This is a genomic window from Sulfurovum sp. TSL6 (assembly GCF_019972115.1).
Classification (GTDB): domain Bacteria; phylum Campylobacterota; class Campylobacteria; order Campylobacterales; family Sulfurovaceae; genus Sulfurovum.
On record NZ_BPFJ01000002.1, the window covers coordinates 16,646 to 42,821 of the forward strand.

Annotated in this window: 25 protein-coding genes; 3 read left to right on the top strand and 22 right to left on the bottom strand. The window is 39.2% G+C overall.

Going from position 1 to position 26,176, the window contains the following annotated elements:
- Positions 1–50: 50 nt before the first annotated feature.
- From rnpA to LDM93_RS05065, 3 genes are all read right to left on the bottom strand, one after another.
- On the bottom strand, positions 51–386 hold the full coding sequence (rnpA, locus tag LDM93_RS05055) for a ribonuclease P protein component (protein WP_308440702.1): 336 nt from the start codon (positions 384–386) through the stop codon (positions 51–53).
- 18 nt (positions 387–404) lie between these two features.
- On the bottom strand, positions 405–539 hold the full coding sequence (rpmH, locus tag LDM93_RS05060; RefSeq protein WP_223891047.1) for a 50S ribosomal protein L34: 135 nt from the start codon (positions 537–539) through the stop codon (positions 405–407).
- Between the two features lie 87 nt (positions 540–626).
- A complete protein-coding gene (locus LDM93_RS05065) occupies positions 627–1,106 on the bottom strand; it encodes a hypothetical protein (protein WP_223891048.1) in 480 nt (159 codons plus the stop codon).
- A gap of 84 nt (positions 1,107–1,190) precedes the next feature.
- Between LDM93_RS05065 and nspC the strand changes: the two genes are divergently transcribed.
- The gene (gene nspC / locus LDM93_RS05070) at positions 1,191–2,327 is read left to right on the top strand and encodes a carboxynorspermidine decarboxylase (RefSeq protein ID WP_223891049.1); all 1,137 of its coding nucleotides are present in this window, start codon (positions 1,191–1,193) and stop codon (positions 2,325–2,327) included.
- Between the two features lie 68 nt (positions 2,328–2,395).
- Here the strand turns inward: nspC and LDM93_RS05075 are convergent, their stop codons facing one another.
- The 16 genes from LDM93_RS05075 to LDM93_RS05150 all read right to left on the bottom strand — a co-directional run bounded on the left by LDM93_RS05075 (position 2,396) and on the right by LDM93_RS05150 (position 18,908).
- Positions 2,396–5,584 carry a translocation/assembly module TamB domain-containing protein gene (locus LDM93_RS05075; RefSeq protein WP_223891051.1) on the bottom strand — a complete coding sequence of 1,063 codons (3,189 nt, stop codon included), beginning with the start codon at positions 5,582–5,584 and terminating at the stop codon, positions 2,396–2,398.
- The gene (locus LDM93_RS05080) at positions 5,581–7,341 is read right to left on the bottom strand and encodes a BamA/TamA family outer membrane protein (protein WP_223891053.1); all 1,761 of its coding nucleotides are present in this window, start codon (positions 7,339–7,341) and stop codon (positions 5,581–5,583) included. The genes LDM93_RS05075 and LDM93_RS05080 overlap by 4 nt, the downstream gene beginning before the upstream one ends.
- A 36-nt stretch (positions 7,342–7,377) precedes the next feature.
- Positions 7,378–8,265, bottom strand: coding sequence for an NAD(P)H-dependent glycerol-3-phosphate dehydrogenase (locus LDM93_RS05085; protein ID WP_223891054.1), 888 nt, complete (start codon positions 8,263–8,265; stop codon positions 7,378–7,380).
- Positions 8,262–9,902: an NAD-binding protein gene (locus LDM93_RS05090; protein WP_223891056.1), complete on the bottom strand. Its 1,641-nt coding sequence runs from the start codon at positions 9,900–9,902 to the stop codon at positions 8,262–8,264. The genes LDM93_RS05085 and LDM93_RS05090 overlap by 4 nt, the downstream gene beginning before the upstream one ends.
- A 55-nt stretch (positions 9,903–9,957) precedes the next feature.
- On the bottom strand, positions 9,958–11,388 hold the full coding sequence (gene gatB, locus LDM93_RS05095) for an Asp-tRNA(Asn)/Glu-tRNA(Gln) amidotransferase subunit GatB (protein ID WP_223891058.1): 1,431 nt from the start codon (positions 11,386–11,388) through the stop codon (positions 9,958–9,960).
- 81 nt (positions 11,389–11,469) lie between these two features.
- Entirely contained in the window at positions 11,470–12,222 is a 753-nt protein-coding gene (locus tag LDM93_RS05100; RefSeq protein ID WP_223891060.1) for a hypothetical protein, read from the bottom strand.
- Positions 12,223–12,224: 2 nt separating this feature from the next.
- Positions 12,225–12,761, bottom strand: coding sequence for a thiamine phosphate synthase (locus LDM93_RS05105; RefSeq protein ID WP_223891062.1), 537 nt, complete (start codon positions 12,759–12,761; stop codon positions 12,225–12,227).
- Positions 12,758–13,039, bottom strand: a complete 282-nt coding sequence (locus LDM93_RS05110; RefSeq protein WP_223891063.1) for a hypothetical protein — start codon at positions 13,037–13,039, stop codon at positions 12,758–12,760. Before LDM93_RS05110 ends, LDM93_RS05105 begins: the two co-directional genes overlap by 4 nt.
- A 21-nt stretch (positions 13,040–13,060) precedes the next feature.
- The gene (locus LDM93_RS05115; RefSeq protein WP_223891065.1) at positions 13,061–13,738 is read right to left on the bottom strand and encodes a F0F1 ATP synthase subunit A; all 678 of its coding nucleotides are present in this window, start codon (positions 13,736–13,738) and stop codon (positions 13,061–13,063) included.
- 67 nt (positions 13,739–13,805) lie between these two features.
- Complete coding sequence (locus LDM93_RS05120; RefSeq protein WP_223891066.1) at positions 13,806–14,558, bottom strand: TIGR02757 family protein; 753 nt, start codon at positions 14,556–14,558, stop codon at positions 13,806–13,808.
- Between the two features lie 45 nt (positions 14,559–14,603).
- The gene (gene lptB, locus LDM93_RS05125; RefSeq protein WP_223891067.1) at positions 14,604–15,329 is read right to left on the bottom strand and encodes an LPS export ABC transporter ATP-binding protein; all 726 of its coding nucleotides are present in this window, start codon (positions 15,327–15,329) and stop codon (positions 14,604–14,606) included.
- Positions 15,326–15,751 (bottom strand): tRNA (adenosine(37)-N6)-threonylcarbamoyltransferase complex ATPase subunit type 1 TsaE, encoded by a 426-nt coding sequence (tsaE, locus tag LDM93_RS05130; protein ID WP_223891068.1) that lies wholly within the window; start codon positions 15,749–15,751, stop codon positions 15,326–15,328. Before tsaE ends, lptB begins: the two co-directional genes overlap by 4 nt.
- Positions 15,752–15,795: 44 nt before the next feature.
- The gene (trpD, locus tag LDM93_RS05135) at positions 15,796–16,776 is read right to left on the bottom strand and encodes an anthranilate phosphoribosyltransferase (protein ID WP_223891069.1); all 981 of its coding nucleotides are present in this window, start codon (positions 16,774–16,776) and stop codon (positions 15,796–15,798) included.
- Positions 16,777–16,789: 13 nt separating this feature from the next.
- Positions 16,790–17,041: an RNA-binding S4 domain-containing protein gene (locus tag LDM93_RS05140; protein ID WP_223891070.1), complete on the bottom strand. Its 252-nt coding sequence runs from the start codon at positions 17,039–17,041 to the stop codon at positions 16,790–16,792.
- Between the two features lie 206 nt (positions 17,042–17,247).
- Positions 17,248–18,441: a tetrahydrodipicolinate N-succinyltransferase N-terminal domain-containing protein gene (locus LDM93_RS05145; protein WP_223891071.1), complete on the bottom strand. Its 1,194-nt coding sequence runs from the start codon at positions 18,439–18,441 to the stop codon at positions 17,248–17,250.
- A gap of 38 nt (positions 18,442–18,479) precedes the next feature.
- Positions 18,480–18,908: a cysteine-rich small domain-containing protein gene (locus LDM93_RS05150; protein WP_223891072.1), complete on the bottom strand. Its 429-nt coding sequence runs from the start codon at positions 18,906–18,908 to the stop codon at positions 18,480–18,482.
- Between the two features lie 523 nt (positions 18,909–19,431).
- Here LDM93_RS05150 and LDM93_RS05155 point away from each other — a divergent pair.
- Positions 19,432–21,264, top strand: coding sequence for a TonB-dependent siderophore receptor (locus LDM93_RS05155; RefSeq protein WP_223891074.1), 1,833 nt, complete (start codon positions 19,432–19,434; stop codon positions 21,262–21,264).
- A gap of 165 nt (positions 21,265–21,429) precedes the next feature.
- Complete coding sequence (locus LDM93_RS05160) at positions 21,430–21,993, top strand: hypothetical protein (protein ID WP_223891076.1); 564 nt, start codon at positions 21,430–21,432, stop codon at positions 21,991–21,993.
- 22 nt (positions 21,994–22,015) lie between these two features.
- Here LDM93_RS05160 and LDM93_RS05165 read toward each other — a convergent pair whose 3' ends face one another.
- The 3 genes from LDM93_RS05165 to LDM93_RS05175 are packed head-to-tail and all read right to left on the bottom strand — an operon-like array spanning position 22,016 to position 26,072.
- Positions 22,016–23,026: a glycosyltransferase family 4 protein gene (locus LDM93_RS05165; RefSeq protein ID WP_223891078.1), complete on the bottom strand. Its 1,011-nt coding sequence runs from the start codon at positions 23,024–23,026 to the stop codon at positions 22,016–22,018.
- 2 nt (positions 23,027–23,028) lie between these two features.
- Positions 23,029–23,769 carry a tyrosine-protein phosphatase gene (locus tag LDM93_RS05170; protein ID WP_223891080.1) on the bottom strand — a complete coding sequence of 247 codons (741 nt, stop codon included), beginning with the start codon at positions 23,767–23,769 and terminating at the stop codon, positions 23,029–23,031.
- Positions 23,766–26,072, bottom strand: a complete 2,307-nt coding sequence (locus LDM93_RS05175; RefSeq protein WP_223891081.1) for a polysaccharide biosynthesis tyrosine autokinase — start codon at positions 26,070–26,072, stop codon at positions 23,766–23,768. The genes LDM93_RS05170 and LDM93_RS05175 overlap by 4 nt, the downstream gene beginning before the upstream one ends.
- Between the last annotated feature and the right edge of the window lie 104 nt (positions 26,073–26,176).

Sequence of the window (26,176 nt, forward strand, 5' to 3'; positions counted from 1 at the left end):
TTATGCCTTTTATAATATATCAGTGATAGTATAGTGTTAAATGTGTTAAATTATGTTGCAGTACACTTCTTTAGTGCATGTAGATAAGCCTTACGTGTCACAGAATAGTTTTCTTCGATAAGCGCAGGTTTTGCAACCAATACGTAACTACCTTGGGATAAGAGGTCTATATTTTCGATGAAATGTGCTCTTAACAAACGTTTTGCTCTGTTTCGATGAACTGCATTTCCAATTTTCTTAGAGGCTACAAAACCTACTTTATACTCATTACTCTTTTTATAGAAAAGTACAAAATAGGGTGTATGCCATGTTTGTGTGGCGTGTTTATACACGCTGTTAAACTCTTTACTGGTCTTAATCCTAGTAAAATGTTTTATAGAACTGATGGTTTTATACCAGAAGTATTATACAGATAGTCTTTTTCTACCCTTAGCTCTTCTTGCAGAAATTACTTTTCTACCATTTTTAGTTTTCATTCTTGTTCTGAATCCGTGCGTTCTTTTTCTTGGTGTACTATGAGGTTGGTATGTTCTTTTCATTCCGAATCATCCTTAATATATTTTTACCTGCATTACTGCGGTATATTTGGACGGGATTTTACTGTAAAATCCCTTAAAACCTACTAATTAATTTAAACTTCTAAAAACAATTTCATTAGACTTATTTGATACTTTACTTTTTACAAACGTTTCGAGTAGTTTGAGTATCACTTGTTTAGGTGTGTAATGTGTCGCTCTTACTTCTACTTCCGTACAATAGATGTCTGTACCCTTATCTAGCTCGATATTTCTCAGCAGTCTTTCTGCAAACCGATATCCTCCATCCACCTTGGTATCTTGACAAAGCATCACATAGAGCGATTCTTCTTTATCAATTTCAAATAAAATATCTGTTTCACGCTTCTCTTTATCCAGTAAAGTATTGAGATCTACATCATTCGCTGTCAAAAGCATGAGCACAAAAGCTTGTTGATTCTCATTTTCCATAAGATAATACATAATATCGATCGTAGTTTCTAAATTATCTAACATTTTAACAGCAAGTTGGATCTCCTTACCGTTAAATTTTAAGCTTTCACTACGATTGTCATTTTCCCTTGCACCCATAATAATACATCTCCTTCTTAATAGTTACTAAAATATTTGCTCCATTATAACAAAATATTTTGGATTCTATTGTTATAATTTCTCATGAAAAATACACACAATACTTTACCTTCACCTTGTTGGCTGCTAGAAGAAGAAAAACTGCTCAAAAATCTTACACTGATCTCAGAAATCAAAAAACAGAGTGGCGCTAAAGTATTACTCGCACTCAAAGGGTATGCACTGTGGAAAAGTTTTCCACTGATCAAGCCTTATCTTGATGGATGCTGTGCCAGTGGTCTACATGAAGCAAAGCTGGCAGATGAAACATTTTCTAAAGAAGTCCATACCTACTCTCCTGCATTTAAAGAAGAAGAGATCGATGAAATAGCAAATATATCACATCATCTGGTATTTAATTCCCCTGCCCAATTCCGTCGATTTGCTTCGCACGCTAAAAAGATCAATCCGAAACTCTCATTGGGACTGCGTGTAAATCCTGAATATTCAGAGTCACCCAAAGAGATCTACAATCCTTGCGGACTCTACTCCAGGCTGGGTACCACAGTGCAAAATATGGATGATTCTATTTTAAATGAGTGTGAGGGTTTGCATTTTCATGCACTTTGCGAACAAGGCAGTGATGCCCTTGAAAATGTACTACAGAATTTTGAAGAGAAATTCGGCGCATACATACCGAAGATGAAGTGGATAAACTTTGGCGGGGGGCATCATATCACACGTGAAGGATATGATACACAGAAGCTTATAGAACTCATTAAAGACTTTAAAAAGAAGTATGATGTAGACGTCTATCTTGAACCTGGAGAAGCCATAGGATGGGAGACAGGTACACTGGTCACTACCGTACTTGACATTGTACACAATGGTATGGATATAGCGATCCTAGACTCTTCAGCCGAAGCACACATGCCTGATACGATCATCATGCCCTACCGTGCAGAAGTACGCGGTGCGGGGGAAGCTGGAGAAAAAGCATATACGTATCGTCTGGCAGGCAACACTTGTTTAGCAGGTGACATCATGGGTGATTACAGTTTTAATGCACCGCTGAGCATTGGTGACAAGGTCATATTTGAAGACCAGATGCACTATACCATGGTTAAAGCCACTACCTTTAATGGAGTGAAGCTTCCCTCTATTGCCATTCAAAGAGTAGATGGCACGGTAGAAGTGGTACGTAACTTCGGATATGAGGACTTTAAACAGAGACTTTCATAGACATGGAGCCTTGTATTCTATATAAGGATTGTATGACATATCATGTTGTTATAAAGTAAACAAGATAATTAAAAATCCTTTTTATAGAGGATGTCATAGGATTGTGACTCTTCACTCACACCTATAACACTCTCAGTGCGTTTTCCATGTTCATATTTAAGTTTTACACTTGAGACCTCATCATTCACATAGATGATAGTGATCTCATCTGTCAACTTTTTGCCTACCTCTACACTACCCTCACCCAGTACAAGATAGTCTAACTGTACCCCCAGATTTGAAAGAGCTGACTTTGCCATAGCGCCTCCCATCATTTTCATCATATCTTCACCACTGTTCGTTCCAGCGCCAGATTCTGAATCAAATAATATGATCGACAATATCTGTTCTTTAGTCAAAGAAGGTTTAGAAGTGAACGTGATATTAGGTGTGTCAGCCGAACCTGTGACCTTAATGGTGATAAGATGGTGCAGTGACTTATAGTCTACACTGACTTCAAGAAGCGGTTTATTTGGATTGCCTGTAAAATGCACATAACTCTTATCCAAAATAAACTTCTTACCCTCGAAGGTATAACTCCCTCCCTTAAATATTTCTACTGAACCCAAAAGCATTAATTCTGACTTTTCAGCCTTATATACACTCAGGTCCACTGCTGCTTTTATATCTACATTGCCTTTTTTATAGATAAGCGGTTTTTGTGTCTTTATCTGTACCAAGGCACTGAGATTATCCATCAATGGACTTGCTTCTTTCTCTTTCATATCTTGAACGATAATGATATCACTGTCAGAAGCATAGGTTTTTTGACCTAGGTCATAATGTATCTTACCGCCTAAAAGAGTGATCACTCCATTAACCGATGTTTTATTCCCATCGAGTACAGTTTTAATATCGACATCACTATCTAGATCAACGATCTCATGTGCTATATGCAACTTTTGCGCTTTTGCATCTATGGTTCCATTTCTCTCTTTTAGATCATATGCACCCAGCACCTTTAATGCATCATTCAGCCAAAGAGGATCGACAGTGACATTTTGATCACTCACTAATATTGTTGAGGGTTTGGTAGAAAAAAGTTTTTGCCCCGCATAGGTAAATTTGTAACGGTCCAATACAACTTTTTTATCTTGCAGATTGACTGCCAGATCTATATCGTTCACATAATGTTCTGTTTTACGGTCTGCTTGATAGATGATCTGTGGCGACTTCAGTGTCATATCCACATTTTTCATCTCCGAAAGTGCAACAGATAGTTCTGCACTGCCTTTCACGACAGGGATATCTCCAAGCGTATAAACACTCTCAACACTATTGATCAAAGTCTTCATGGAATTGATCTTCGTATCTACAGTGATCTTATCTTCTACACTACCAGATACATCAGCCTTTAATCCTCCTAGTACTACCTTTCCATCTATCTGAGTACTGTTCAAGTCATACTGTGCATTGACGCTTATAGTACCGGCTGTCAGTAGAACATCGATACTATTGTCCAGAAGTATGACCTCACTCTTCATAGGATTTAGACTATCCCATTTCATCTCTTCATTGTAAACGTATAAAAGTGACTCTTTGGGTATATGCATGATCGCCTTTAACTGTAATGTTTCCTTATACGTAGCATTTGCATCTATATGCACCAGATCAGAGTCAATTTTCGCATAGGCTGACATTGTGGTATTCTCTTCAAAACGCAATGGTGCATCTATGACCATATTGGCTTTTGTTTGGTTCAGTTCGGCAGGTAGTTCAACAAATTCATTAAGCAGCAATGGCTGCTTATTCTCTAAATGTAATTGAGCCTTTTTGAAATCAGAGGATGTAAATGTTCCCTTGAGATTATCAGACTCGATATTCGTTTTAATACTTTGCGTATCACCTTTATATTTGATCTGTAAATTGTTCAGGGGTTTTACAAATTTTGCATCTATACCTATGAACTGATCGGCATGTATCTCTCCACTGTAACGTATATGCTTATCCATCGTAAAAAGATTGGTCAGCAAAACATCTTTTGCATAAGGTGTTGTCAGCAGTAGAACGCTCTGAGCCTTTAGACTGCTTTTTTCGATATCATACTTCACATTGACATGTAGATCGTCGATATCAAAATTAAAATCATTTTCATCAGCCTTAAGTATCTGTTCCATCTTTATCTTCAGATCTGAGCTTACCAGTGATCTAGATATATTTAAATCTAAAACAATATCCCCTACAGCTTCTCTTCTTATTGGAAGTTCATAGAGTTTAAAGAGTGCTTTTTTAGGTTTAAAATCGACTTTTCCAATGAGCTTATTGTTCTTCACCCTTGTTTTATAACGTATATCACTGAGATTGGTGCTGATATGCATATCCAGGTTAGCCTTTTGCAGTAGAAGTTTCTCTACATCAAAAACAGCATCCCTTCCGCTTAAATTTAACGATTTTAACACTACAGGATCATATAAAAAAGGAAGTATACTGATCTCTAATTTGTCTAAATGTACCCATTGAGGGATAAGTGGATTCACTGGTTTATCTTTACTCGCATTCTCATCTATCCCAATGACTACATCACTTTCATTACTCTCATGACTGTCCGGGAGAAAAAGTGCTTGCAGTGCAAGTGCATCCACCTCTTTTATGGTCAGTTCTTTGACATGAACATGCCCATCTTTCAAGCTTGCATCCACATCTATATCCGTTACATTTGTGTCTGCATGCAGATCCAATGCACGTACATCCAGACTATCACTTGTATACGCTAAGTCATTTATATTCAACCTAACATCTGAAACAGTGATACCCTGTTCAACAAAGGGTTCAAGACTCAGTGATGCATGATGTACACTTACACCCATACCCAAAGGCTCAGATGTACTGGTTTCATTGCTCTCATTATTTTCTGCAGAAGAGAAAGAAGCGATAAGTGTTTTGATCGTATCTACATTGGCTTTTTCTATCTGAAGTGTATTGACAATGATTGTTTTCTTAAAGAGTCCGGCAGGATTCCATTTCAAAGTAATATGTTTAGCAAGAGAATCATCATGATAAGCCAAATCTTCTATCATGACTCCCGTAAGTACATTCCCATGGATACGACTGTAAGAAATATTATAATCCGGGGCATAGATATTAGCCACTTTTCTGACAACCAATGCAGAATTGACTATAAAATACAGAACAAGCCCCAAGACTATAGCGGTTATCAATAGATACACAACAACCTTTCTCATCCAAAGCAATGGTCTGTAAAATAATAAGCCTTTCAAAACGATTGTCCTATCTGAAATGAAATACCATACTGTGAGAAATCATTGGCATTGAAACCAACATCCAGTTTAAAGGGGCCTATAGGTGTCATATACCTAGCCCCTAGTCCCACGGCAGTAATGATTTCTCCTTTAAAATTATAACTTTCATCTGTAAGCATCGTATTATCCGTAAAGAGTGCGCCATAGACATCACCCCAAACAGGATAATCCGCTTCCAAAGAGAGATTGGCCATGGTTGAAGCTCCATTAATGGTATCTTCTGTAGGAGAAATGATCACACCTAGTTCTCTAAAACCGTATGCACGGTTAGAGTACGCACCTCCTCCAAAAAAATACTTCGATTCAGGCAAACCATTCTGTGTTGAAACATCAACAATACCTACCTTTCCTACAGCTGCAAGCGTAAGGTCAGAAAATGTATGGATGATCCTGCCTTCAAACAATGTTTTCAAATAGACACTGGCTTCTTCATCATAGGAGAGGCCAAATTCACCGTAAGCAGAAAGGTAATACCCATATTTTGGATTGAGTTTAGAATCTCTGGCATCGTAAACAAAATCCACATAAGGATATAAAAGAGGGAAATTACCCTCCGTGACCGCTTGTGACAACTCAGCGCCTGGATCAAGGTTCTCTAATTTAGTGATAATAATATCTTCCAAAGCAACACCTGCTCTTAACGTTACCCTTCCCTCTTCATGCTCCAGATATGCTCTGGTCAATGTTTTTTCCTCTTTGAATCCATCAAACTCCAAATTGGAGTACCCTAACCTTCCACCCAGATCCGTGTTATAACCCAAGATATCCATAAATGCCGGTTTAAAATAACCCACCATGATCGATTGCTCTCTTTGAGACCAAGAAGCTTTTAATTTTAAGCTCTGAGCATTACCCATAAAATTATTTTTAGTGATCTCTCCAAGTACACGCACTCCTACATATGTATCATAGCCTGCACCAGCTTCCAAATGGTAGGGTTTTCCCATCTCTGTAAAGGTGATATCTACAGGAACCACATTGTAAAACTTTTTATCTACGTTGATAAGCACACTGTCAAAGGCATTGAGTCCATACAGTTTATTGGATGTATCTTGTATAAGGTCTGTACTATATCTTACACCCTCTTTGGCTTTTACACGTGAATTGATAACATTCTCGTCTATGGTTTCCAATCCTGATGTGGTTAATTTTCCAAAAGTACATACTCCACCCTTGTGTAAATTGTAACGCAGGTCAACGCTATGCAGATCCAGATCCACATAGGCTTTAGTGTCCAAGTCATAACTGCAATACCCCTCTTTGAGTAACTGTGCGATCATTTTGCTTTTTATCGATATAAATGTTTCAGCCCTGAAGATATCACCCTTTTTCATAGTGATCAGTGAAGAGATAGGGTAATCACTGGAGATATTGATATCTCTCACTCTAACAGGTTCATTCTCACTAATGGTCACAAAAATGGTCGTATTGGTCTCTTGAATGGTAAAGTTGGCATCATAAAAGCCTTCAGAGTCATAAAAGCTTTTTAATGAAAGTTTTAATGAAGGTATGAGTTTATCTTTGATGCGAGGGGTGTCGTCTTTCCAAAATTGAAAAAAACTTGGTGTTGTCACACCTAAAGCATCTTGTAGATCAGATTCCTCGAAATGTTTTTGTCCAGTAAAATGTATTTCATGGGTGGGTAATTTGATCTCGTCAGCAAAAAGAACAGTCAACATGCACATGATAAGACAAAATGTAAACTTATGCTGCATATTTTATTCTCCTAAAATACTATATCGAACTTCTCTTTAATCCAGTAAGTCTTTCACACTCTCCAAAGGATCTTTACCCTCTTCAATCATTGCATAGACCTCTGCTGCGATAGGAAGATAGATCTCTTTGTCTTTTGAGATTTTATAGATGGCTTTAGCGGTTGGTACACCCTCAGCTACTTCTCCTAGCTCTTCGAGGATCTCATCCATACTCTTACCTTTGGCAAGGCCAAGTCCCACACGGTAGTTACGTGAGAGTGTGGAACTTGCTGTAAGGAAAAGGTCGCCTGCCCCGCCCAGGGAGAGAAATGTTTCCAGTCTCGCACCAAAAGCTTCTCCAAAACGTGTCATTTCTACTAAACCTCTGGAAATCAGTGCGGCCCGTGCATTATTTCCCAGCCCCAGACCATCACAAACACCACCGGCAATAGCAATGACATTTTTATATGCACCAGAGATCTCTGCACCTATAACATCATCATCTACATACCCTTTGATGAAGCTTGGTAAAGCATCTGCATAGGTTTGTGCCAGTTTTTTATTGGTAGAGCTTATCTTCAGCGCAGTAGGGAGTGACTGTTGTACTTCTGCTGCAAAAGAGGGACCGGAGATAAAAGCCAGTCTATCTGCAGAGACAAACTCGCCATAGACTTCATTCAAAAATGCACCCGTACTTGTCTCTATCCCTTTGGCAGCAACAAGTATCTTTTGTCCATGATCCACAAAATTCTCTTCCATCCATCCACGAACATACTGTGCAGGGATAGCGATCACCAGATACTCACACTTTAAAGCTTCACTCATAGACACAAAGTTTTCAATCTCTTTAGTATGACGAGAAGAGATCACTACATCATTATCTTGACTATACGCATGATACAATGCCTGTCCCCACTTACCTGCACCAATAATAGCTAATTTCATCTCTCTACCCTTTTTACCTTATTTTCAATCATTTCTACAAACTGTGAAGCACTTTCATCATACATATCAAATATTTTGCTCACACCTGCCAAAAGGAATTTTCTATTGTCTTCTTTCGTATCAGAGAGTGCCACGATTTCATCTTTAAATCCATTGGCACGCAGGGTAATGCTGTAGTAGACATTTAAAGCTTCATCATTCATCGCACACACTGCAATCCCATCATTGATATCCGGAGTTTCACTATTGTTTTTATCAATAAGGATGACATTGGTAAAACCATCATCTTTGGCTGCTTCATAACTCTCATTTCCGATCTCATAGATCGTCACTTCTATCCCTTCTTCTTTGAGCATTTTACAGATATGGCTACTCTTATGGGTATACCCAAAAAAGGAAATATTTTTCTTCTCTTCTTCACTGTGTTTTTTCAAATAATGGAAAGCTCTTGTATCGATCACATCATAAGGCTCGACCAGACCATCTACTTTTGTCGCTTCATACTGTGGACGTAACTCAACTTGATTCATACGTGCATACACGATAGACTGTGACTCTACACTTTTTGCATTGAGTATAAAGTAGATATTATTGATATCTGAACTGCTTAACGTAAGCATCGCTACGATATTTCCTCTTTCATACAGTGTTTTAACCATCTTTGCAGATGAACCATCTGCATGTATCACTTGATAACCATCTTGTTGTGCTTTAGTCGCTTTCTTTTCATCATTCTCTATGATAACGGGTTCATACATTTTATGTATTTTTAGTTTTTTCGCGATCGTTGTTCCCAAATGTCCATATCCATCTATGATAACTACATTTTGTATTTTGTGTACATGGTTGATACTGTCCTGGTTACGCAGTTCATCAAATCTCTCAGAAAAGGCAGAGACCATCACAGATGTTACAAATGAGATCATGGCGATACCAAAAATGATACCAAACATAGATACCACTTTGCCTAATTCAGTCACAGGAGCAATATCACCGTAACCTACTGTAGAGATGGTCACCAATGCCCAATAAATAGCATCTAAATAAGAATCTAATGACGTATTAATACCAAATTCAAGCAGATAAAATATAGAACCAAAGGTAAAAGTGACACCCAAAAGCATATAGCCTAAAAAAACAAATTCAAAACGTTTTTTAAGTAATGCATTAAAAAGGCTCGATGCCCCATGCATATAGTGATACAGTTTTAACAGCCGCAAAATTCTAAATTTCGGGAAAATAGCTATAAGATCGATAAGTGCGGGCAGGGACATCATATAGCGTAATTTAGATTTGAAAACTGCCCAGTATCGTTCAGAACTACTGGAGTCAGAAGCTGAAGAGACGAGATATTTATGGATATCATGGCTGATCCACAATCTAAGCAGATACTCCGCTGCAAAGATACTGGTCACAAAATAGAGATCGAATTCCACAAGCCACTCAGGGATTTTATCTGTTTTACTCAAAATAAGTATAGAAATAGAAAGCACAATGAGCATGATCATAAATGCATCAAAGTACTTTTTATAGGGGTAGGTTACATCTTCAAGCAGTGAACGGAAAAATGATTTTATCTTTTGATAGCGTACAGAACCGTCTATCTTGTGCGAGAGTTTCACTATGAAATCATGCATATGTTTCTACCTCCCAAAATGTTCATCCATGGTTCACCCCATGTATGTACGGTGTTTACCCTAGTCTCTGCTTCAGCAACTCATTGACCTTAGCAGGATTCGCAGACCCTTTACTTGCTTTCATCGTTTGCCCGACAAAGAAACCAAAGAGTTTCTCTTTACCACCTTTATACTGTTCAACCTTGTCTTGATTGTCCGCCAATATCTCATCGATGATAGCCAAAATAGCGCCATCATCACTCACCTGGGCAAGTCCAAGTTCTTCGATCAATGCATCGATGTCACGGCTCTCATTTTCCATCATATGATCAAGGATCTCTTTGGCACCTTTTCCAGAGATAGTATTATCCGTAATTTTAGAAACCAATGTACCCAGCGCTTTGGCATCTACAGGTGAATCTTCTATAGTGAGACCTGTTTTATTTAAACGCCCAAGAAGTTCAGAGGTCAACCAGGTTACAGCCGTCTTAGGCACTGCCCCATTTTCCAGCATCTCTTCAAAGTAGTAAGCCATCTCCTTATCCGAAGTGATCACATGGGCATCATAGGATTTGAGTCCAAGCTCTTCTATATAACGTTTTGCTTTCGCATCCGGAAGCTCCGGCATGATCTTTGCTTCGGCTATCATCTCATCCGTCACGATAAGCGGACGAAGATCCGGGTCCGGGAAATAACGGTAATCTGCAGCTTCCTCTTTTCCTCTCATAGACTTTGTAACACCCTCTTCCACGTTCCAAAGACGTGTTTCCTGATGTATCTCCTGCTCATACACACCATCTTCATACGCTTCGATCTGCCTTTGGACTTCATACCCAATGGCAGCAGCCACGAATTTAAATGAGTTAATGTTCTTGATCTCAACCCTTGTACCAAATGCTTCTTGTCCTTTAGGACGAATGGAAACGTTTACATCACATCTAAACGATCCCTCTTGCATATTTGCATCAGAGATATCAAGATAACGTACAGTAGAGTGAAGTTTTTTCAAATAGGCTACCGCTTCATCAGAGCTTCTCATATCTGGTTCAGATACGATCTCAAGCAGAGGTGTTCCTGCACGGTTCAAGTCTACTTTAGAGTGGTCACCCTCATGCATATTTTTTCCAGCATCTGCTTCAAGGTGGGCCTGTGTCATGCCGATACGTTTTTGTGTACCATCTGCAAGGTCTATAAAGAGTTCGCCTTTCTGCACGATCGCTTTGGTTAATTGTGTGATCTGATACGCCGATGGACTGTCCGGATAAAAATAAGATTTTCTATCGAATGTAGAATCATGGTTTACATTTGCATTGATCGCATATCCAAGTTTCATCGCTTTGATCGCAGCTTCTTTATTGACCACCGGTAAAGCCCCCGGAAGCGCTAAACAGGTAGGACAGGTATTCGTATTTTGATGTTCTGCAAAAGAGGTAGGACAAGAGCAAAAGAGTTTTGTTTTAGTGTTAAGTTGAACATGAACTTCAAGACCGATGACGGTTTCAAACATAGTAAGTATCCTTATACATATAACGCGTATTTAATAAGATAGATTATAGCGTTTTGGTTATTTAAGAGAGTTTATTCTCTGCTATTGCTTGATGATACGTACATCTCCAAAGAAGATCAGATCTTTCAAGACTGCTTTTTCTACCAGCCCCTCTTTGCCTATCCTTACATCAAGTTCACCTTGTTTACTATGATAAAGTTTTCGATGCATCACCACCGTACTGTACCAATCTTCCTCTTGACCTTCCCCTACAAAATGTATGATCTCTTTTAAAGCTTTCTTGGAAGGTATGGTAATGTCAACACGCCCATTTTTACGGTCTTCACCTACAGCTTTAAAGTGATACTTTTTAGGTCTATATTTTTCTTTAATGTGTAATGGAAGATTTAAAAAAAGGGTCAACAAGTCATCTTTAGCATAATAATCAAGTGTCTCTTTGTCATTGATGATCTGCTTATCGTACTTCCACTTTTTATACTGTCGTGTAACTCTCTTTGTTCTATGGTTTACACTGTATATCGTAGTAGTCGTATAGGGACCAAAAGATTTTATCATCTGATACATATCTGTCACCAGAAAACCTTTTACAACGTGCCCTTTTGAGATATGTCTCTCTTTAAGGTTATCTGTCACTGCTTTTGCTATGCCTTCCGCAGATACATTTGCATCTATCACATAATATTTGTCACCCGATGTCAGCACGGCATGCACCTTCCCTACTTGACCAAATATACCAAACTCAACACTGAAATCTCCTACTAACACTTTCGCATGTAGAAGCGGTGAAAAAAAGATAAGCATGCAAGAGATAAGTATACAACTGATACGTAACATTCTTACTCTCCAAAATAACGGATTGAAGCAAAACCGCTTGCTCCGGATCTTTCACACGCTATGATCTGTTCCTCTGTCAAAATTCCTCCTAATGCCAACACCGGCATATGCACTTGAGACGTAACAGATCTCAACGCTTCCAAACCGACAGGTGCGCCTTTATTTGGGGTTTCAAAGATCGGGCTGAAAGTTGCCATGTCTGCACCTAATATTTCAGCTTTTTTGAGCTCATCTATCGTATGCGTACTGACAACAACGAAGAGGTTCATCGCTTTTGCATCAGCGATTTCACCCAGTTGCAGACTGCTTAAATGTACTCCGTCAGCTCCTGAAGCTTTTGCCATTGAAGGGTCACCATGAATGATGACTTGTTCAAAATCAAATACTTTCGCTGCTTGTACGAAATCAGCTCCATGCTTAGAAACATTGGATTTGTCTCTATAGACGATCATAGAAGCTTTTTGGGAAAATCTTTTGAGGTCACGTTCTAAATGGTTGAAATCTAAGGTAGAAGGGTCAGTGATAGCATAACTGATCATTGCAGGTCGTTTTTCTCTTTTTGCTCAAGAAGTTTTTCAAGCAGTACTGTCTGTTTTTGCAGTTCTATATAGCGTTCTTTGCCTGTGATGATATGTTCCAGTAAAAGTACGGATATCATACCCGGCAGTGCGCCCATAAAGGCAGATAGAAATGCAAAGAGTAAACTCTCCGGATAAAAAGCGAGAAATGATGTGATGGCACCTAGCAGGACAGCCGCCCATGCTACGCCCAAGAGAAAGTTGACTACAAAACTTAATGGTCCGTTTTGCAGTCTCATTTTTGGTATCCTATGATGATCTTAGTGATCATCTTCCACAGCTACGGCACCCGCAAGGTACACATAGATAAGGATCATAAATACAAACGTTTGAAGTAATGCAGAGAACGTCAGTAAAAGGTATGCAGGAAGCGGTGCAATGAAAGGTACTAGCATAAGAAGTACCCATAAGAAAAGGTCATCCCCTTTAATGTTACCGAAAAGTCTGAATGAAAGTGAAATGATTCTTGAAATGTGAGAAACAATTTCGATCGGGAACATTAACGGTGCCAATATTTTAACAGGTCCTGCAAAGTGAGCAAAGTATTTGATCACACCATTCTCTCTGATACCTTCGTAGTTGTAGTAGAAAAATACTAAAAGTGCCAAAGGTAAGGTAATGTTGATGTTTGAAGTCGGCGCTTCAAATCCTGGGATAATACCGATCACGTTAGACACAAATATAAAGAGTCCAACCGCTGCAACAAGTGGAAGGTACTTTCTCGCAAGTTCTTCACCGATCACATCTTTACCCATAGCGATCACACCACCAAGGTACGCCTCTAAAACATTTTGTGTACCTGTTGGTACCGCTCTAAGACTCTTTGTTGCCATTTTTGCTATTGCGATTATAATAATTGCCACTAAAACCAAGTGTGCAACAAACATCGATTGTCCGTGACCGAAAATAGCGCCTAGGTAAGTAAATACACCTTCCATTAAAACATCCTCTTGTAAGTTTATATTGCGGGATTATACCTTTTTTCACCTTAGGAAACCTCTAAATCTACGCCAATTTCTCCTGTCCCAGACGATAAAGTGCAAAATCATATTTGATGGGATCTTTTTGATCAAAGGTACGCAAAGTATCTGTCAATTCTATACTGGCTCTCATATCGTACGTTTTACGCTTGAGTAAGCCTAAACGTCTTGAAACCTGAAACGTATGGGTGTCAAGAGGCATAAGCAGATCTTTTTTATCTATCTTAGACCATAAACCCATATCCAAAGCATCTTTGCGTACCATCCAGCGCAGGTACATCATATAGCGCTTGTAGGTCCCTGCTGAAAGTACTTTTTTGGGTATGGAACCTATTAAAAAGTTATAACCACGTGTGTTTCTAGGATACACCGATTGTAACGTCTCTATAAAATGCCATAAACCATCTAAAATATTTTCTTCTTTTTTGTAGGCGGTATAAAAAATATTTTCAATGCTCTCTTCAGATCTTAGACGTTTCAATGCGATGAAGAGGGCAGCGACATCTTCACTTTTTTGAAAACGATAATAGTGGGAAGAGAGTGCTTTTCTTATCTCCTCTTCACTGCAGTCCAATAAAGAAAAATCCAAACTTTGCAAAAATCGGACGATAAGCCCTACATTACCATAGCCAAACAATGCACAAATCAGTGCTATAGATTCATCTTGGTATTGTGATGCAACAAGAAGGGGGTCAGGCTTGTCAAAAGAGAGTTCAGCACTGTTGTTTCTAGCTTCAACTTCATTGTCTAAAAGAGTTTTGATCTCAGATAATCTCAATAAGCATTCCAATCATTCGTAACAGTTAGTACGTAGCACTTCATCCTAAAACGTAAAGTGTTCACCAAGATAATGCTTACGTACATTCTCATCATTGGCGACTTCATCACTGGTACCTGTCGCTAACATTTCACCGCTTCGCATCACATAGGCTCGATCACAAATACCCAGTGTTTCACGCACATTATGGTCTGTAATGAGAATACCCATATCAAGATCCACCAGTTGTTTGATAATGTTTTGTATATCCAAAACGGCTATAGGGTCAACACCGGCAAAAGGTTCATCCAGAAGTAAGAATTTTGGTTCACCTACCAATGCTCTTGCAATCTCAACCCTTCTTCTCTCTCCCCCACTGAGGCGGATCCCAAGACGGGCACGGATAGGTTCGATGTTGAAGATCTCAAGCAGTTTTTCAATGCGTGGCTGAACCTTCTCTTTATCCAGGCCTAATGCTTCAACTGCAATGAGCAAATTTTCTTCTACAGTCAAGTCTTTAAAAATGCTGGACTCTTGAGGCAAATACCCTATACCCATTTGTGCACGGGCACTTAAAGGCAGTCTTGTGACATCTTCACCATCCAAAAAAACCTGGCCTTCTGTAGCATCAGTTAATCCACATACCATGTAGAATGAAGTGGTCTTTCCCGCACCATTGGGACCAAGAAGCCCTACGATCTCTTTACTCTTCACATTTAGAGAGATATCATGCACTAACTTTGTTTTTTTAATAGTTTTGGCAAGGCCTTTGGCTTCAAGTGTATGCGTCATACGTCTATCCTATAAATTCTACTGTTTTTTTGGGACTCTATCTCTATGGTTGCAACATTATAACCTACACCTTCTAAAAAGGCTTTAAGTTCATCCGAGCCCCACTCTACCATGTGCCACCCCGGCTTTTCAAACTCTTCAAAAAGCCCCATCTGCATAAATTCTTCGTGATCTAAACGATAGAGGTCATAATGATACAGACTACTGCCATCTTTTGCACCATAACACTGTTGTAAAGAAAAGGTCGGAGAAGTCACTTCACCTTCGATCCCTTTTGCTTTTGCTATGGCTTGTGTAAGTGTCGTCTTTCCTGCAGCCAGATCACCTCTTAAAAATACGATCGTATCAGAAGGAAGTGTTGCATCCAAGTAACTGACAACTTTATCCAGTTCCTCTAATGATGCTTCTATTTCTTTAGTCATGTTTTCTCCATTCCGTAGAGGAGGACCCCTGTGTACTCCCGGATCTATCCTGCCAATTGTTGACTTATCTTAGCCATCAGCTTTAAATGTTCATTGGCTTTGCCACTATCAAGTCCGCTTTTAGCCATCTCTATCGCTTCTTCTATGTCACGTACATTGCCGTCTACAAAAAGTGCGAAGGCTGCATTTAGCAGCACAATATCTCTTTTTGCACCCTTTTCTTTACCTGAAAATATATCGCGTGTGATCTGTGCATTAAAATTTGCATCTCCACCCAAGATGGCCTCTTTAGGTGCGAGTTTAAATCCAAATGTCTCCGGATTGATCTCACCTTCTAATATACGGTTTGACTCCACATAGGCAAAAGAAGAGTTGCACGCAAGTGAGATCTCATCCATACCATCATGACTGCTGACAACACAGGCACGTTTCGCACCCAATTCAACCAGTGCATCAGCGATACGTTTAACGAAGGAAGGGTCAAATACCCCTAAAAGGTATTTCTCTGCTCCGGCAGGATTTGTCAATGGTCCAAGAATGTTAAAGATAGTCCTATGCTCTATAGACTTACGTATGGGCATGATGTGTTTCATCGCAGGATGATGATCGGTTGCAGGGAAAAAACAAAAACCTGTCTCTTCAAGCATTTTTATTTTATTCTCTATGCTAAGATCCAGGTTAATGCCCAGTGCTTCAAGAACATCTGTTGAGCCAGAGTTGGAAGTCACACTTCTGTTTCCATGTTTAGCCACAACACGACCCAAAGAAGCCAGAAGAAGCGACACAGTGGTAGAGATGTTAAAGCTTCCGCTTTTATCTCCACCTGTTCCGACCACGTCGATGGCTTTTTCTTTCAGTGCATCAGATAAAGAGAGTTTAATGGAGTGTTCGCGCATGACTGAAGCAGCTGCAGCGATATCACTGCCGCTTTCACCTTTTTCATACAGTGCTACAAGAAAAGCCCTTGCCTCCTCTGTACCCATTTGATTGTTAAACAGTCTTTCAAATTCTTCTTTAGTACCCATCACTCTCTCCTATTTAATTTGACAGCTCTTTGACATATTCATCTTTTTGACTTTTAGGTATGGTTTTGGTTGTTGGTATTTGCAGCACTTCATAAGACTTCGGACCTTTAAGATACTCTATGGTTACTGTATCTCCTACAGCTACATTTTTAGATGCTTTAGCCTTCAAGCCATTGACCAAAACAACACCAGATTTAAGCATATCCGTAGCAATAGTACGACGCTTCACCACATTCACAGCCGACAACCATTTATCCACACGCATACCAAAACCCCTTATTAAATCACACATCAGTGTGCTTTGTCGTGGCGAACGCCCTTGAAAGCAAAGCGATTCGAGAGCCACGACGACTTTTGTTTTTACCCCAAGGGCATTTCCGATGGGCACTTTTCTAGAAAAGTAAAGAGAGAAACAAACTCACAATTCAAATAAAAGGAAATGTATCAAAACAAAATCCTAATATTTATAATTTAGTGCAACTCAACGTTCAACTTCACTTCTCTCGTACTTCTTCGAGCAATGATCTCACCCGTAGTCGAATCCTGTCTAAAGTGAATCCCGTCAAGCCCTTGAAGCTCTGCACCTTTAAACATAGTTTTCGTTTCAAGTGTTGCTTCAGGGTTGGCTGCAGAGATCTTAGCCAACTCTTCTGGAGCGATCTTTATCTTCGTACCAGCCAAGATAGTGATACCCGCATCCACGATACATGCGTCACCCAAAGGAAGACCCGTTACAGAGTTTGCACCAAGTAGTGTGTTCTCCCCGATGCTGATAGGATTTCCATCTGTACCTGAAAGGACACCAAGGATACTAGCCCCACCACCTACATCTGAACCTGCACCTACGATAGCAGATGAAGAGATACGACCTTCAACCATCACAGGACCAAGTGTTCCAGCATTAAAGTTGATATATGATGCACCTGGCATGACTGTTGTACCAGCTGCAAGCTGTGCACCCATACGTACTTTAGACGCTTCCAAGATACGTGTATTATCTGCTGGTATCACATGTTGTAAGAATCTCGGGAATTTATCTACAGCATCCACAGCAGGATACGTACCGCCCAGTTTCATTTCGATCTCATTTTCTCTAAGGTAATCAAGTTCATAAGGTGTATTTCCTACCCATGCCACATTTGACAAAATACCAAATGCACCATTGAGGTTGATCTTTCTAAGTTCTGCTTTACTCTGAGAAAGTGCATAAAGTTTAAGATATACTGCTTCTACAGATCCAGGATTCGCATCTTCGAACAAAAATACGATTCTAAAGTTTTTACCAATATCTTCCATATGTGCAAGTGTTTTGATCACTTGTACATTTTTATGTGCATCACCTGTAGCTTCTGCAACATACGGAGCAAATGCTGCCATAGCATTTTCTACAAAGTTATCGTTGATCGTTGCAACAAATTCAGTCCCTGAAAAATCTACATCACATTTTGCTTCCTGCAATGCTTTTATAAATACTGCAGCACTTCCGAAGTTCTCTTTCCAGTTGATGAGTCCAAAGTTCGCCTGAAGTATTTTCTCAGCATTTTTCTGACCTCTATCCACTCTTGCGATACCAAATGCGATAGGCTCTTTGTATCCTGCTTGTGAAGTAACATCTGTTACCAATTGTTTAAATGCGTCTGTACTTGTCACTGTTTCAATAGCCATTGAAATCTCCTATCATCGAATAAAATAATTTAAAGCGATTATACTTGATTTTGTTTAACCTTTCTCATGATGGAGAACCAGTCTCTTGAAAAATGTTTCTTGATATAGTCTACATGGTGTGGTACTGTACAGCCACTGCAATCTTGATGTATCGCATCATCAGAAACAAACTGCGCACCATCTTTAGACGCTATACTGCAAGTACTGTAGAGCACTTGATTCCCCTCTTTGGAAAGCCCCTTATCATCAAAACGAAAGTTGGGACAGGCACAAAGGTAACAATTCAGATCTTCCATCTCATGACACTTTTTATTCTCTTTATAAAGGAAACAAAAATCGGGCTCTTTTTCTACCATATTTTCAAACCTGAAGTATGCGATGACTTCATCATCGCTCAAGGCTTCCAATTTCTTCATGATCTTCTTGTGTTTTTGTCCATGTGCTTCAAACCAGTCACTGTAATTCATCAATTATCCATTTTTTTAGTTTTACACAACTTCCACACACACCAAACTGTGGAGTTGTTTCCCCTTTCTACCCCAAGGGCACTTCCTCACTTCGTTCAGGGCGTTTTTTTAGAAAAAACGAAACAAAAAATCGTCACAGTTCTCGAATCGCTAGATTTTCTGGCACTAAATGACGATACCCCTGTCGCTAAAGCGTAAGTGGGGTGCAAGGTCGTTCACCATGACAGGTGGCGTACTTTGTACGATTATGAGATGACGATACTCAGAAGTTGAATAAGTATAACATAAAGAATTTTTCTGTACAATCCGCTCATGAAACATCTTAGAGGCCACAGTAAAAACTACTTTTCATTTGCCGTCATCGCTATGTACTCCACACTTTCAAAGTTGTGTTGGATCGACAGCAATTTTCAGTACCATAAAAAAGCCTTTATCTACCACGAATATAAAACTTCCCCTCCCTGTTTATCCATTTTTTACTAATTAAAACAATATTACATACAAAATAAACAAGGAACAACCTATGACATTCAAGTCACTCAGCCTTATCACGGCTACACTACTACTGACAACACACACGCACGCAGACGAAACACTCGAACCTATCACGATAGTCTCAGCCACTAAAACAACACAATCCATTCAAAACACCACTTCAAATGTCACAGTGATTACAGCCGAAGAGATAGAAGAAAATGGATATCAAACTGTTGCACAAGCCATCAACACTGTAGCTGGAATCTCGGTTACTAACTCTGGTGGCCTTGGACAGCAGAGTTCATTTTTCGTAAGAGGTGCGGACTCAGGTAAAGTCCTCGTACTCTTAGACGGCATGCGTCTCAACGACCCAAGTACTACAAATGGTACAGCCCTTCTTGATAGTCTTACAACAAGTAACATAGACCAAATCGAGATCATCAAAGGTGGTGCAAGCAGTATCTGGGGCTCCAATGCTTCTGCAGGTGTCATCAACATCATTACCAAAGAAGCCAAAGATGGTATCCATGGTTCACTCGCATTAAACTACGGTTCATACAACACTAGAGGTACTGATGCCGATCTTTCGTACAGTGATAAAAAGATCACAGCACAAGTTCTTGCTTCCTATCTCAAAACGGATGGTTTTTCTGCATTGGCTCCAAGATCAGCAGAAGAAGATGGCTATGAAAATAAAAACTATAATATAAAATTCGGATATGCTTTTGATGCAAATAACAAACTAAACCTTAGCTATAACCGCATTAAAACAGATACTGAGTATGATGACAGCTTCTCTGTCTCTCAAGCAGATGATGATTACAGTAACAGTACATCAGATCAAACTAACTATGCCTTGAACTATCACTTCAACCTGGACAACTATAGTGCTATTTTCAATGCAAGTAAAGGTGAATACAATAGGGTCTATTACACCTATTACTACATGGACAACCAAAATGTCTATAAAGCAAATCTCAAAGAGTACTCCCTCATCAATGCATACCAATACGAAAAAGGGAAAATGATTTTAGGATTGGAGTATAAAGATATAGATGGATTCAGCCAACTCAACACTTATGCAGAAAATAAAGCAAGTTATATTAACAAAGCAATATTTGTTTCTAACATATACGACATCAATGAAAACACTCTTTTGGAAACAAATCTAAGATACGATAACTATGATGAATTTGATGACAAGACTACTTATAAAATTGGATTCAAACATAATCATGACTTTTATGAAGGCTTCACAACTTCTGCAAACTACTATACTTCGTATGATTCTCCAAGTTCATACCAACTTGCAAATCAATCACCTACCGTTGATATTTTGAAACCTGCTTATACAAAAGGATATGATATTTCTGCTAGTTATAAAGATCTTATCTCTATTAGCTATTTTAATATTGAAGTAGAAGATGGAATTGTGTATATAGATGGTACATGGCCAGCAGAGTATAAGAACACCAATGGCATAGAAAAGTTCTCTGGACTTGAAATAACAAGTTCATATGTATTTGATCCATACAATATTACATTCTCTGCAAACTATACCCATCTCTTTGATTATGATGCAGAAGATGGAACAGACCATATCAGACGTGCAAAAGATACATTGAATGCTTCTTTAGAGTACTACACTATAAACGATACACATTTTGGTATCAATGCACAGTATATAGGTGACAGAGAAGAGTTTGGACAAAGTACTGGTAACTACACCGTATGGAACGCAAACTTCAGTACAGAAATTATCAATGATGTTGACCTAAGTCTAAATGCAAGAAACATCTTTGATAAAGACTACCAGTCAAGCTACGGTTACGCTACAGAAGGAAGATCACTCTATGCAAAGATCAAGTATAGCTTTTAGATGAATTCCCTATCGGGATTCATCTGTGCTAAGTACTACGTATTACGTGTTACGAAAGAGCAAAGGCTTACAAGTCAAAAGACTATATAAAAATCAATGCCCTACTTATTTTTCGTAACACATAGCACTTAGCACGTAACACTAACAAATAGGATATAATCACTCATGTTAAAAATTATCCCATCCTGGTTCATCAGATACAAGTTCTTCAATTCCCTCTTTTTGGGATTGAGTGTGGGTGCCATATTTACACTTTATGCACCGCTTGAACCCTCTATCTATTCTCTGGGCGGTGTATTGTTGGCCATGGGTATGCTGATCGTCGCACGGTTTTATCATACCATACTCAATGCAGATTGGTTTTTTAGGATCTCACTCTTTGTAGAGGTTGTTTTACTCTTAACCATGCTCTACTTCCTCTATGCATCTTACAACTATCAGACTGCCCTGCTGCTTTACATCGGGTATCAGGTTACTTTTGTCTTCGGAAACTACCTTATAAGAGCTGAAACACTTTTACTTAAAACAGATATCCTCTTAACCAAACTCGATACGGTCAAACAGATAGGCTACCTTTTAGGCATGGGGCTCGCATATCTTTTTTACAAGATCCTTACGCAGTACGGCATAGAAGATAACCAAACACAGGTCTATGACCTGCATTTTTTACTGATAGCTGTTGAGTTGGTGGTGATTGTTTTGATTATAAAAAGTTTTAAAAGAGTCTAAAGAAGCTTCGTAGACAAAGCGGTTAACAATTTCGCTTTTGTCTTTTGATCATAGCTGCAAGAAACATGTACAAAAGTACCACATTCAGTACAAAAAGAATCAGTAGATACCCTTCATCCATATGTCTCTCCAGTTGTAATCCCGTCAAAGAGTAGATCGCTTGAAATACCCCTAAAAAGAGTACTGTGTTACGTGTATCTTCTGCAAAGAAATGTCGTAATATATGATGGATGTGACATCTGTCCGCACAGAAGATGGATTTCCCTTTTATCTTGCGACGTACCATGACCACCACGGTATCCAAGATAGGAATAGCCGCTATAAACAATATGCTGACCGTAGGTAAGTATGCCAGTGACTTGATCGCCAACATAGAGATCACAAATCCTAATGTCAAAGAACCGCTGTCTCCCATAAATATAGAAGCCGGGTGCGAATTAAATACAAGAAACCCTAAAAGCGCTGAGATAAATGCTCCAGCAATCATCATCATGAAAAAATCATCATGCATATACCCTACAGCAAAAAAACTACCGAGTATTACTATACTCACTGTAGCAGCAAGTCCATCAAGGCCATCTATCAAATTGAGTGCATTGGTGAACCCGACCACTGCAAACAGTGTAAAAGGAATCGCAAACCATCCTAATGAAAGCTCAAACCCAAAAAATACACCAAGATGATCGATCACAATATTGTCAAAATAAAGCAGCACCGTACTCAGCATAATAACAATGAATTTAGTGTTTGGAGCTGTATCACGATGATCATCCAGCAATCCCACGATAAAAACAAGCAAAATAGCAGTACAGGTCCATGCATAAGAGAGTATCACATCAAAATAAAAAATAGGAAGCACAAATGCTATCGCAAGATAAAATCCTATCCCGGCACCTCTTGGGGTATGATTCCTATGTGTACTGCGTTCATTAGGGACATCTATCAAACCCATTTCTGCTGCATAATGTTTCACAAAGCCAACCAACACCACAGAGAGGATAAAAATGCATACAAATACCAAATACATATGCATGACTAAGACCTAAGCGTATGGTTCAAAATAGTATTATTTTCCCATACCTTTGTGTAGTTTTCTCTTTGAAAGACATCATCCAAGAATTTCGTCTGTTTGAGATGATGTACATCAGAGCCTAAAAAATCGATCATGCCATTGTCAGAGAGTATCTCTGCTTTTTTCTTGGCATCTTTACCGTAATGCCCACCCAAGGAATTCAGATCTAGCTGAAACAAGACACCCAGCTCTTTCCATCTGCCATACTCTTTGAGCGGATCACTCACATAACGATAACGTTCAGGATGCGCCATAAGCGGTATATATCCTGCAGCCGAAATTTCAAAGATCATCTCTTCTATCTGCAGAGGTTTCGAAACATAGGAAGTTTCAAAAAGAAGGTATTTCCCATCGATACTCATCACTTCATCACTACGAATATGGTCATAAAACCCTTCATCCAGATAGTACTCTGCAGCAGCTTCTATCTCCAGCTTTATCCCTTCAGCCTTTGCCGCTTTTCTCAAAGAGACCAATCCCTCTTTGATGATCTGAGGTGTATTGCGGTAGACATCTATCATGATATGCGGTGTCGTGATCACTTTCTCATAACCTAGAGATTCCATCCCCTTCAAAAGCGAAAGGCTCTCCTCCATACTCTGGGAACCATCATCGATCCCCGGGATGAAGTGTGAGTGAAGATCCACCTTTAGGACGGGACCTCTTTTCTTCTCTTTTTGTTTTTTAAAAAAAGGAAAGATCATTTGCTGTCTTCCTCATAATAACCGTAACCATACCCATAACCGTAACCGTATCCATTTCTCGCCGTTTTCACATCATTGAGCAAGATGCCCAACCCGTTGATCTCTTCTTTTGAGAGTTTTTCTACACTCTTTAAAAAACCTTTTTTCGAGTAATCGGCTCTCAGTACATACATACTTGTATCTGCAAAATGCATCAATGTTCGTGCATCTGTGACCAAACCTATCGGAGGGGTATCAAGGATGATCACATCATACACTTCTCTTAGTTTTTCAAGTACCTTTTCCATCAAAGGACTCTGTATCAGTTCACTCGGGTTTGGCGGTACAGGTCCAGAAGTGATAATGTCCAGATTCTCATACTCTGTATTCTGGATCACCTCTCCTAAAGCCGTATGACCTGAGAGCAGGGTACTCATACCTTTGGTATTTTGAAGTCCAAATTTTTGATGTAGTGTCGGTTTTCGCATATCAAGGTTAAGTATGACCGTTTTTTTGTCTGCCATACTCATGATCCCGCCCAGGTTGATACAGGTTGTCGTTTTCCCTTCTCCTCCGATAGTTGAAGTGATCGCAATGACATGGGCATTTTTATCTCTTGCCATAAACTGGAGGTTGGTACGTATATTCCTAAAAGATTCAGCTAAAGCAGATTTCGGAGATAAAAATACCCGTACCTTCTCATTATCCTCTTTAATATGCGGGATAAGCCCAAGTATAGGTACTTCTGTCACCTTAGTGACATCCTCCTCCTCTTTGATACGGTCATCAAAGAACTCTCTTAAAAAAGCAACAGCGATCCCTAGTATCAATCCCATGATCAACCCTACCAGTACGATCAGTTTTCGCTTAGGTTTAATAGGGGACTCAGGGTAAAGTGCCTTATCTATGATCCGGTTCTTACTGACTGTAGAAGCTTTGATGATCGCTGTTTCTGAGCGCTTCTCCAAAAGATAAGAGTAGATCTTCTCATTGACCACAAATTTACGCTGCAACTGCCCATACATTCTCTCATCCGCAGGCAGTGTATTTAAAAGTTTCTGCTGCTCTGATATAGAGTGTTCAAGCAATGCTTTTCGCTCTTTTATGCTTTTTCTCAGGTTTTTGATCGTTGAGATCAGCACTGTTTTAAGCTGTGCTATCGTCTTGTTCACTTTGATCACAGAAGATGCCATCTCCGTATATTCTGCACGCAGGATCTTCTTTTCGATGATGGCAGCCTGAAGTTCTTTGATGATACCTGAGAGTGACGACCCTTCCTTATCGAGCCCTGCAATTGCTATACTTTCCAGGTTCTCACCTGACTGAACCTGTTTATAAAGCGTATCCAACAACCCCTGTTCTATAGTTATCTCTGCCAATTTCGTTTCATACTCGCTCATCTGCCTTATGATATTTTCAGCTTTGGCACTTAAACTGACCGTATTGGACGTTTTTTTAAACTCTTCGAGTTTAATAGCAGAGCTTTTGAGGTTTTCAGTGATGAATTTCAACTGTTCATCGACAAAAGTAAGTGCACGTGTTGCTTCTTCTGTCTTTTTCTCTATGTTCTGCTGGATATAGGCTTCTGCTAATGCATTGGCGAACTCTTGAGCACGCAAAGCTACATTATCTGCATAAGAGATCTCGAGCATAGAAGAGTACTTTGATTTCTGACTTACACTGACACCAGATCGAACAAAGCTTCCTATCGTTTCAGGATCTATGATCACAAAGCGGTACGCTTCATCATCTGGCTCTTTGGTCTTTACAACATTAAGATGAAAATGCTCGGTGACGATCTCTTCACTATAAGGAAGCACTTCATCATAACTCCAAATATTCTCATTTTCATCTTCTACTTCTTCCACTACCAAACGATAATGTTTATCATCTACTGGAATTAAATCAAATGAAATACCATAGCCTTTGAGCATACCCACTTGAAAAGGACTCGCTTTATAGAGTTCGATCTCTCTAAATCTTCTAGTCGTATAGTACCGATGCGCAAAATCTACATATTTCAGTGCTTTTTCAGTCAAGAATCTTGACTGAATGATATCCATCTCTGTATCAGCATTCATAGTACCAGAATTCATAGCCATTGCAAGTACATCCTGAGTTCCGCCATAACTACGTTGATCCAAACCTACCTCGACAGTGGCAGAGGCTTGATACACATTAGGTTTAAAATAAGCATAATAACTACTGACAAACGCAAATAAAACAACAAAAAGAAGTATCATAGCCCGATATCGATATACGGTCCTAAATATCTCTTTAATGTCTATTTCATCTTCATCTATGTGCATGTTGTCTGTATTCATTGTTTTCCTTGAAGTCTTAAAGTATCATATATAAAATGATTGGTGTTCTATATCTGAACGATATAAGTGAGATTCTCTTCGAGTCGTATTTCTGACCCGAGGAG

Excerpts from the sequence above, each read along its gene's own strand:
- LDM93_RS05175 (WP_223891081.1), bottom strand. The coding sequence starts at position 26,072 with ATGAATACAGACAACATGCACATAGATGAAGATGAAATAGACATTAAA.
- LDM93_RS05155 (WP_223891074.1), top strand. The coding sequence starts at position 19,432 with ATGACATTCAAGTCACTCAGCCTTATCACGGCTACACTACTACTGACA.
- LDM93_RS05145 (WP_223891071.1), bottom strand. The coding sequence starts at position 18,441 with ATGGCTATTGAAACAGTGACAAGTACAGACGCATTTAAACAATTGGTA.
- LDM93_RS05085 (WP_223891054.1), bottom strand. The coding sequence starts at position 8,265 with ATGAAATTAGCTATTATTGGTGCAGGTAAGTGGGGACAGGCATTGTAT.
- tsaE (WP_223891068.1), bottom strand. The coding sequence starts at position 15,751 with ATGACTAAAGAAATAGAAGCATCATTAGAGGAACTGGATAAAGTTGTC.
- rpmH (WP_223891047.1), bottom strand. The coding sequence starts at position 539 with ATGAAAAGAACATACCAACCTCATAGTACACCAAGAAAAAGAACGCAC.
- LDM93_RS05165 (WP_223891078.1), bottom strand. The coding sequence starts at position 23,026 with ATGCATATGTATTTGGTATTTGTATGCATTTTTATCCTCTCTGTGGTG.
- LDM93_RS05140 (WP_223891070.1), bottom strand. The coding sequence starts at position 17,041 with ATGCGTGTGGATAAATGGTTGTCGGCTGTGAATGTGGTGAAGCGTCGT.
- lptB (WP_223891067.1), bottom strand. The coding sequence starts at position 15,329 with ATGACGCATACACTTGAAGCCAAAGGCCTTGCCAAAACTATTAAAAAA.
- LDM93_RS05105 (WP_223891062.1), bottom strand. The coding sequence starts at position 12,761 with ATGATCAGTTATGCTATCACTGACCCTTCTACCTTAGATTTCAACCAT.
- trpD (WP_223891069.1), bottom strand. The coding sequence starts at position 16,776 with ATGGGTACTAAAGAAGAATTTGAAAGACTGTTTAACAATCAAATGGGT.
- LDM93_RS05065 (WP_223891048.1), bottom strand. The coding sequence starts at position 1,106 with ATGGGTGCAAGGGAAAATGACAATCGTAGTGAAAGCTTAAAATTTAAC.
- nspC (WP_223891049.1), top strand. The coding sequence starts at position 1,191 with ATGAAAAATACACACAATACTTTACCTTCACCTTGTTGGCTGCTAGAA.
- gatB (WP_223891058.1), bottom strand. The coding sequence starts at position 11,388 with ATGTTTGAAACCGTCATCGGTCTTGAAGTTCATGTTCAACTTAACACT.
- LDM93_RS05115 (WP_223891065.1), bottom strand. The coding sequence starts at position 13,738 with ATGGAAGGTGTATTTACTTACCTAGGCGCTATTTTCGGTCACGGACAA.
- LDM93_RS05110 (WP_223891063.1), bottom strand. The coding sequence starts at position 13,039 with ATGAGACTGCAAAACGGACCATTAAGTTTTGTAGTCAACTTTCTCTTG.
- LDM93_RS05100 (WP_223891060.1), bottom strand. The coding sequence starts at position 12,222 with ATGTTACGTATCAGTTGTATACTTATCTCTTGCATGCTTATCTTTTTT.
- LDM93_RS05150 (WP_223891072.1), bottom strand. The coding sequence starts at position 18,908 with ATGAATTACAGTGACTGGTTTGAAGCACATGGACAAAAACACAAGAAG.
- LDM93_RS05090 (WP_223891056.1), bottom strand. The coding sequence starts at position 9,902 with ATGCATGATTTCATAGTGAAACTCTCGCACAAGATAGACGGTTCTGTA.
- LDM93_RS05170 (WP_223891080.1), bottom strand. The coding sequence starts at position 23,769 with ATGATCTTTCCTTTTTTTAAAAAACAAAAAGAGAAGAAAAGAGGTCCC.
- LDM93_RS05160 (WP_223891076.1), top strand. The coding sequence starts at position 21,430 with ATGTTAAAAATTATCCCATCCTGGTTCATCAGATACAAGTTCTTCAAT.
- LDM93_RS05080 (WP_223891053.1), bottom strand. The coding sequence starts at position 7,341 with ATGCAGCATAAGTTTACATTTTGTCTTATCATGTGCATGTTGACTGTT.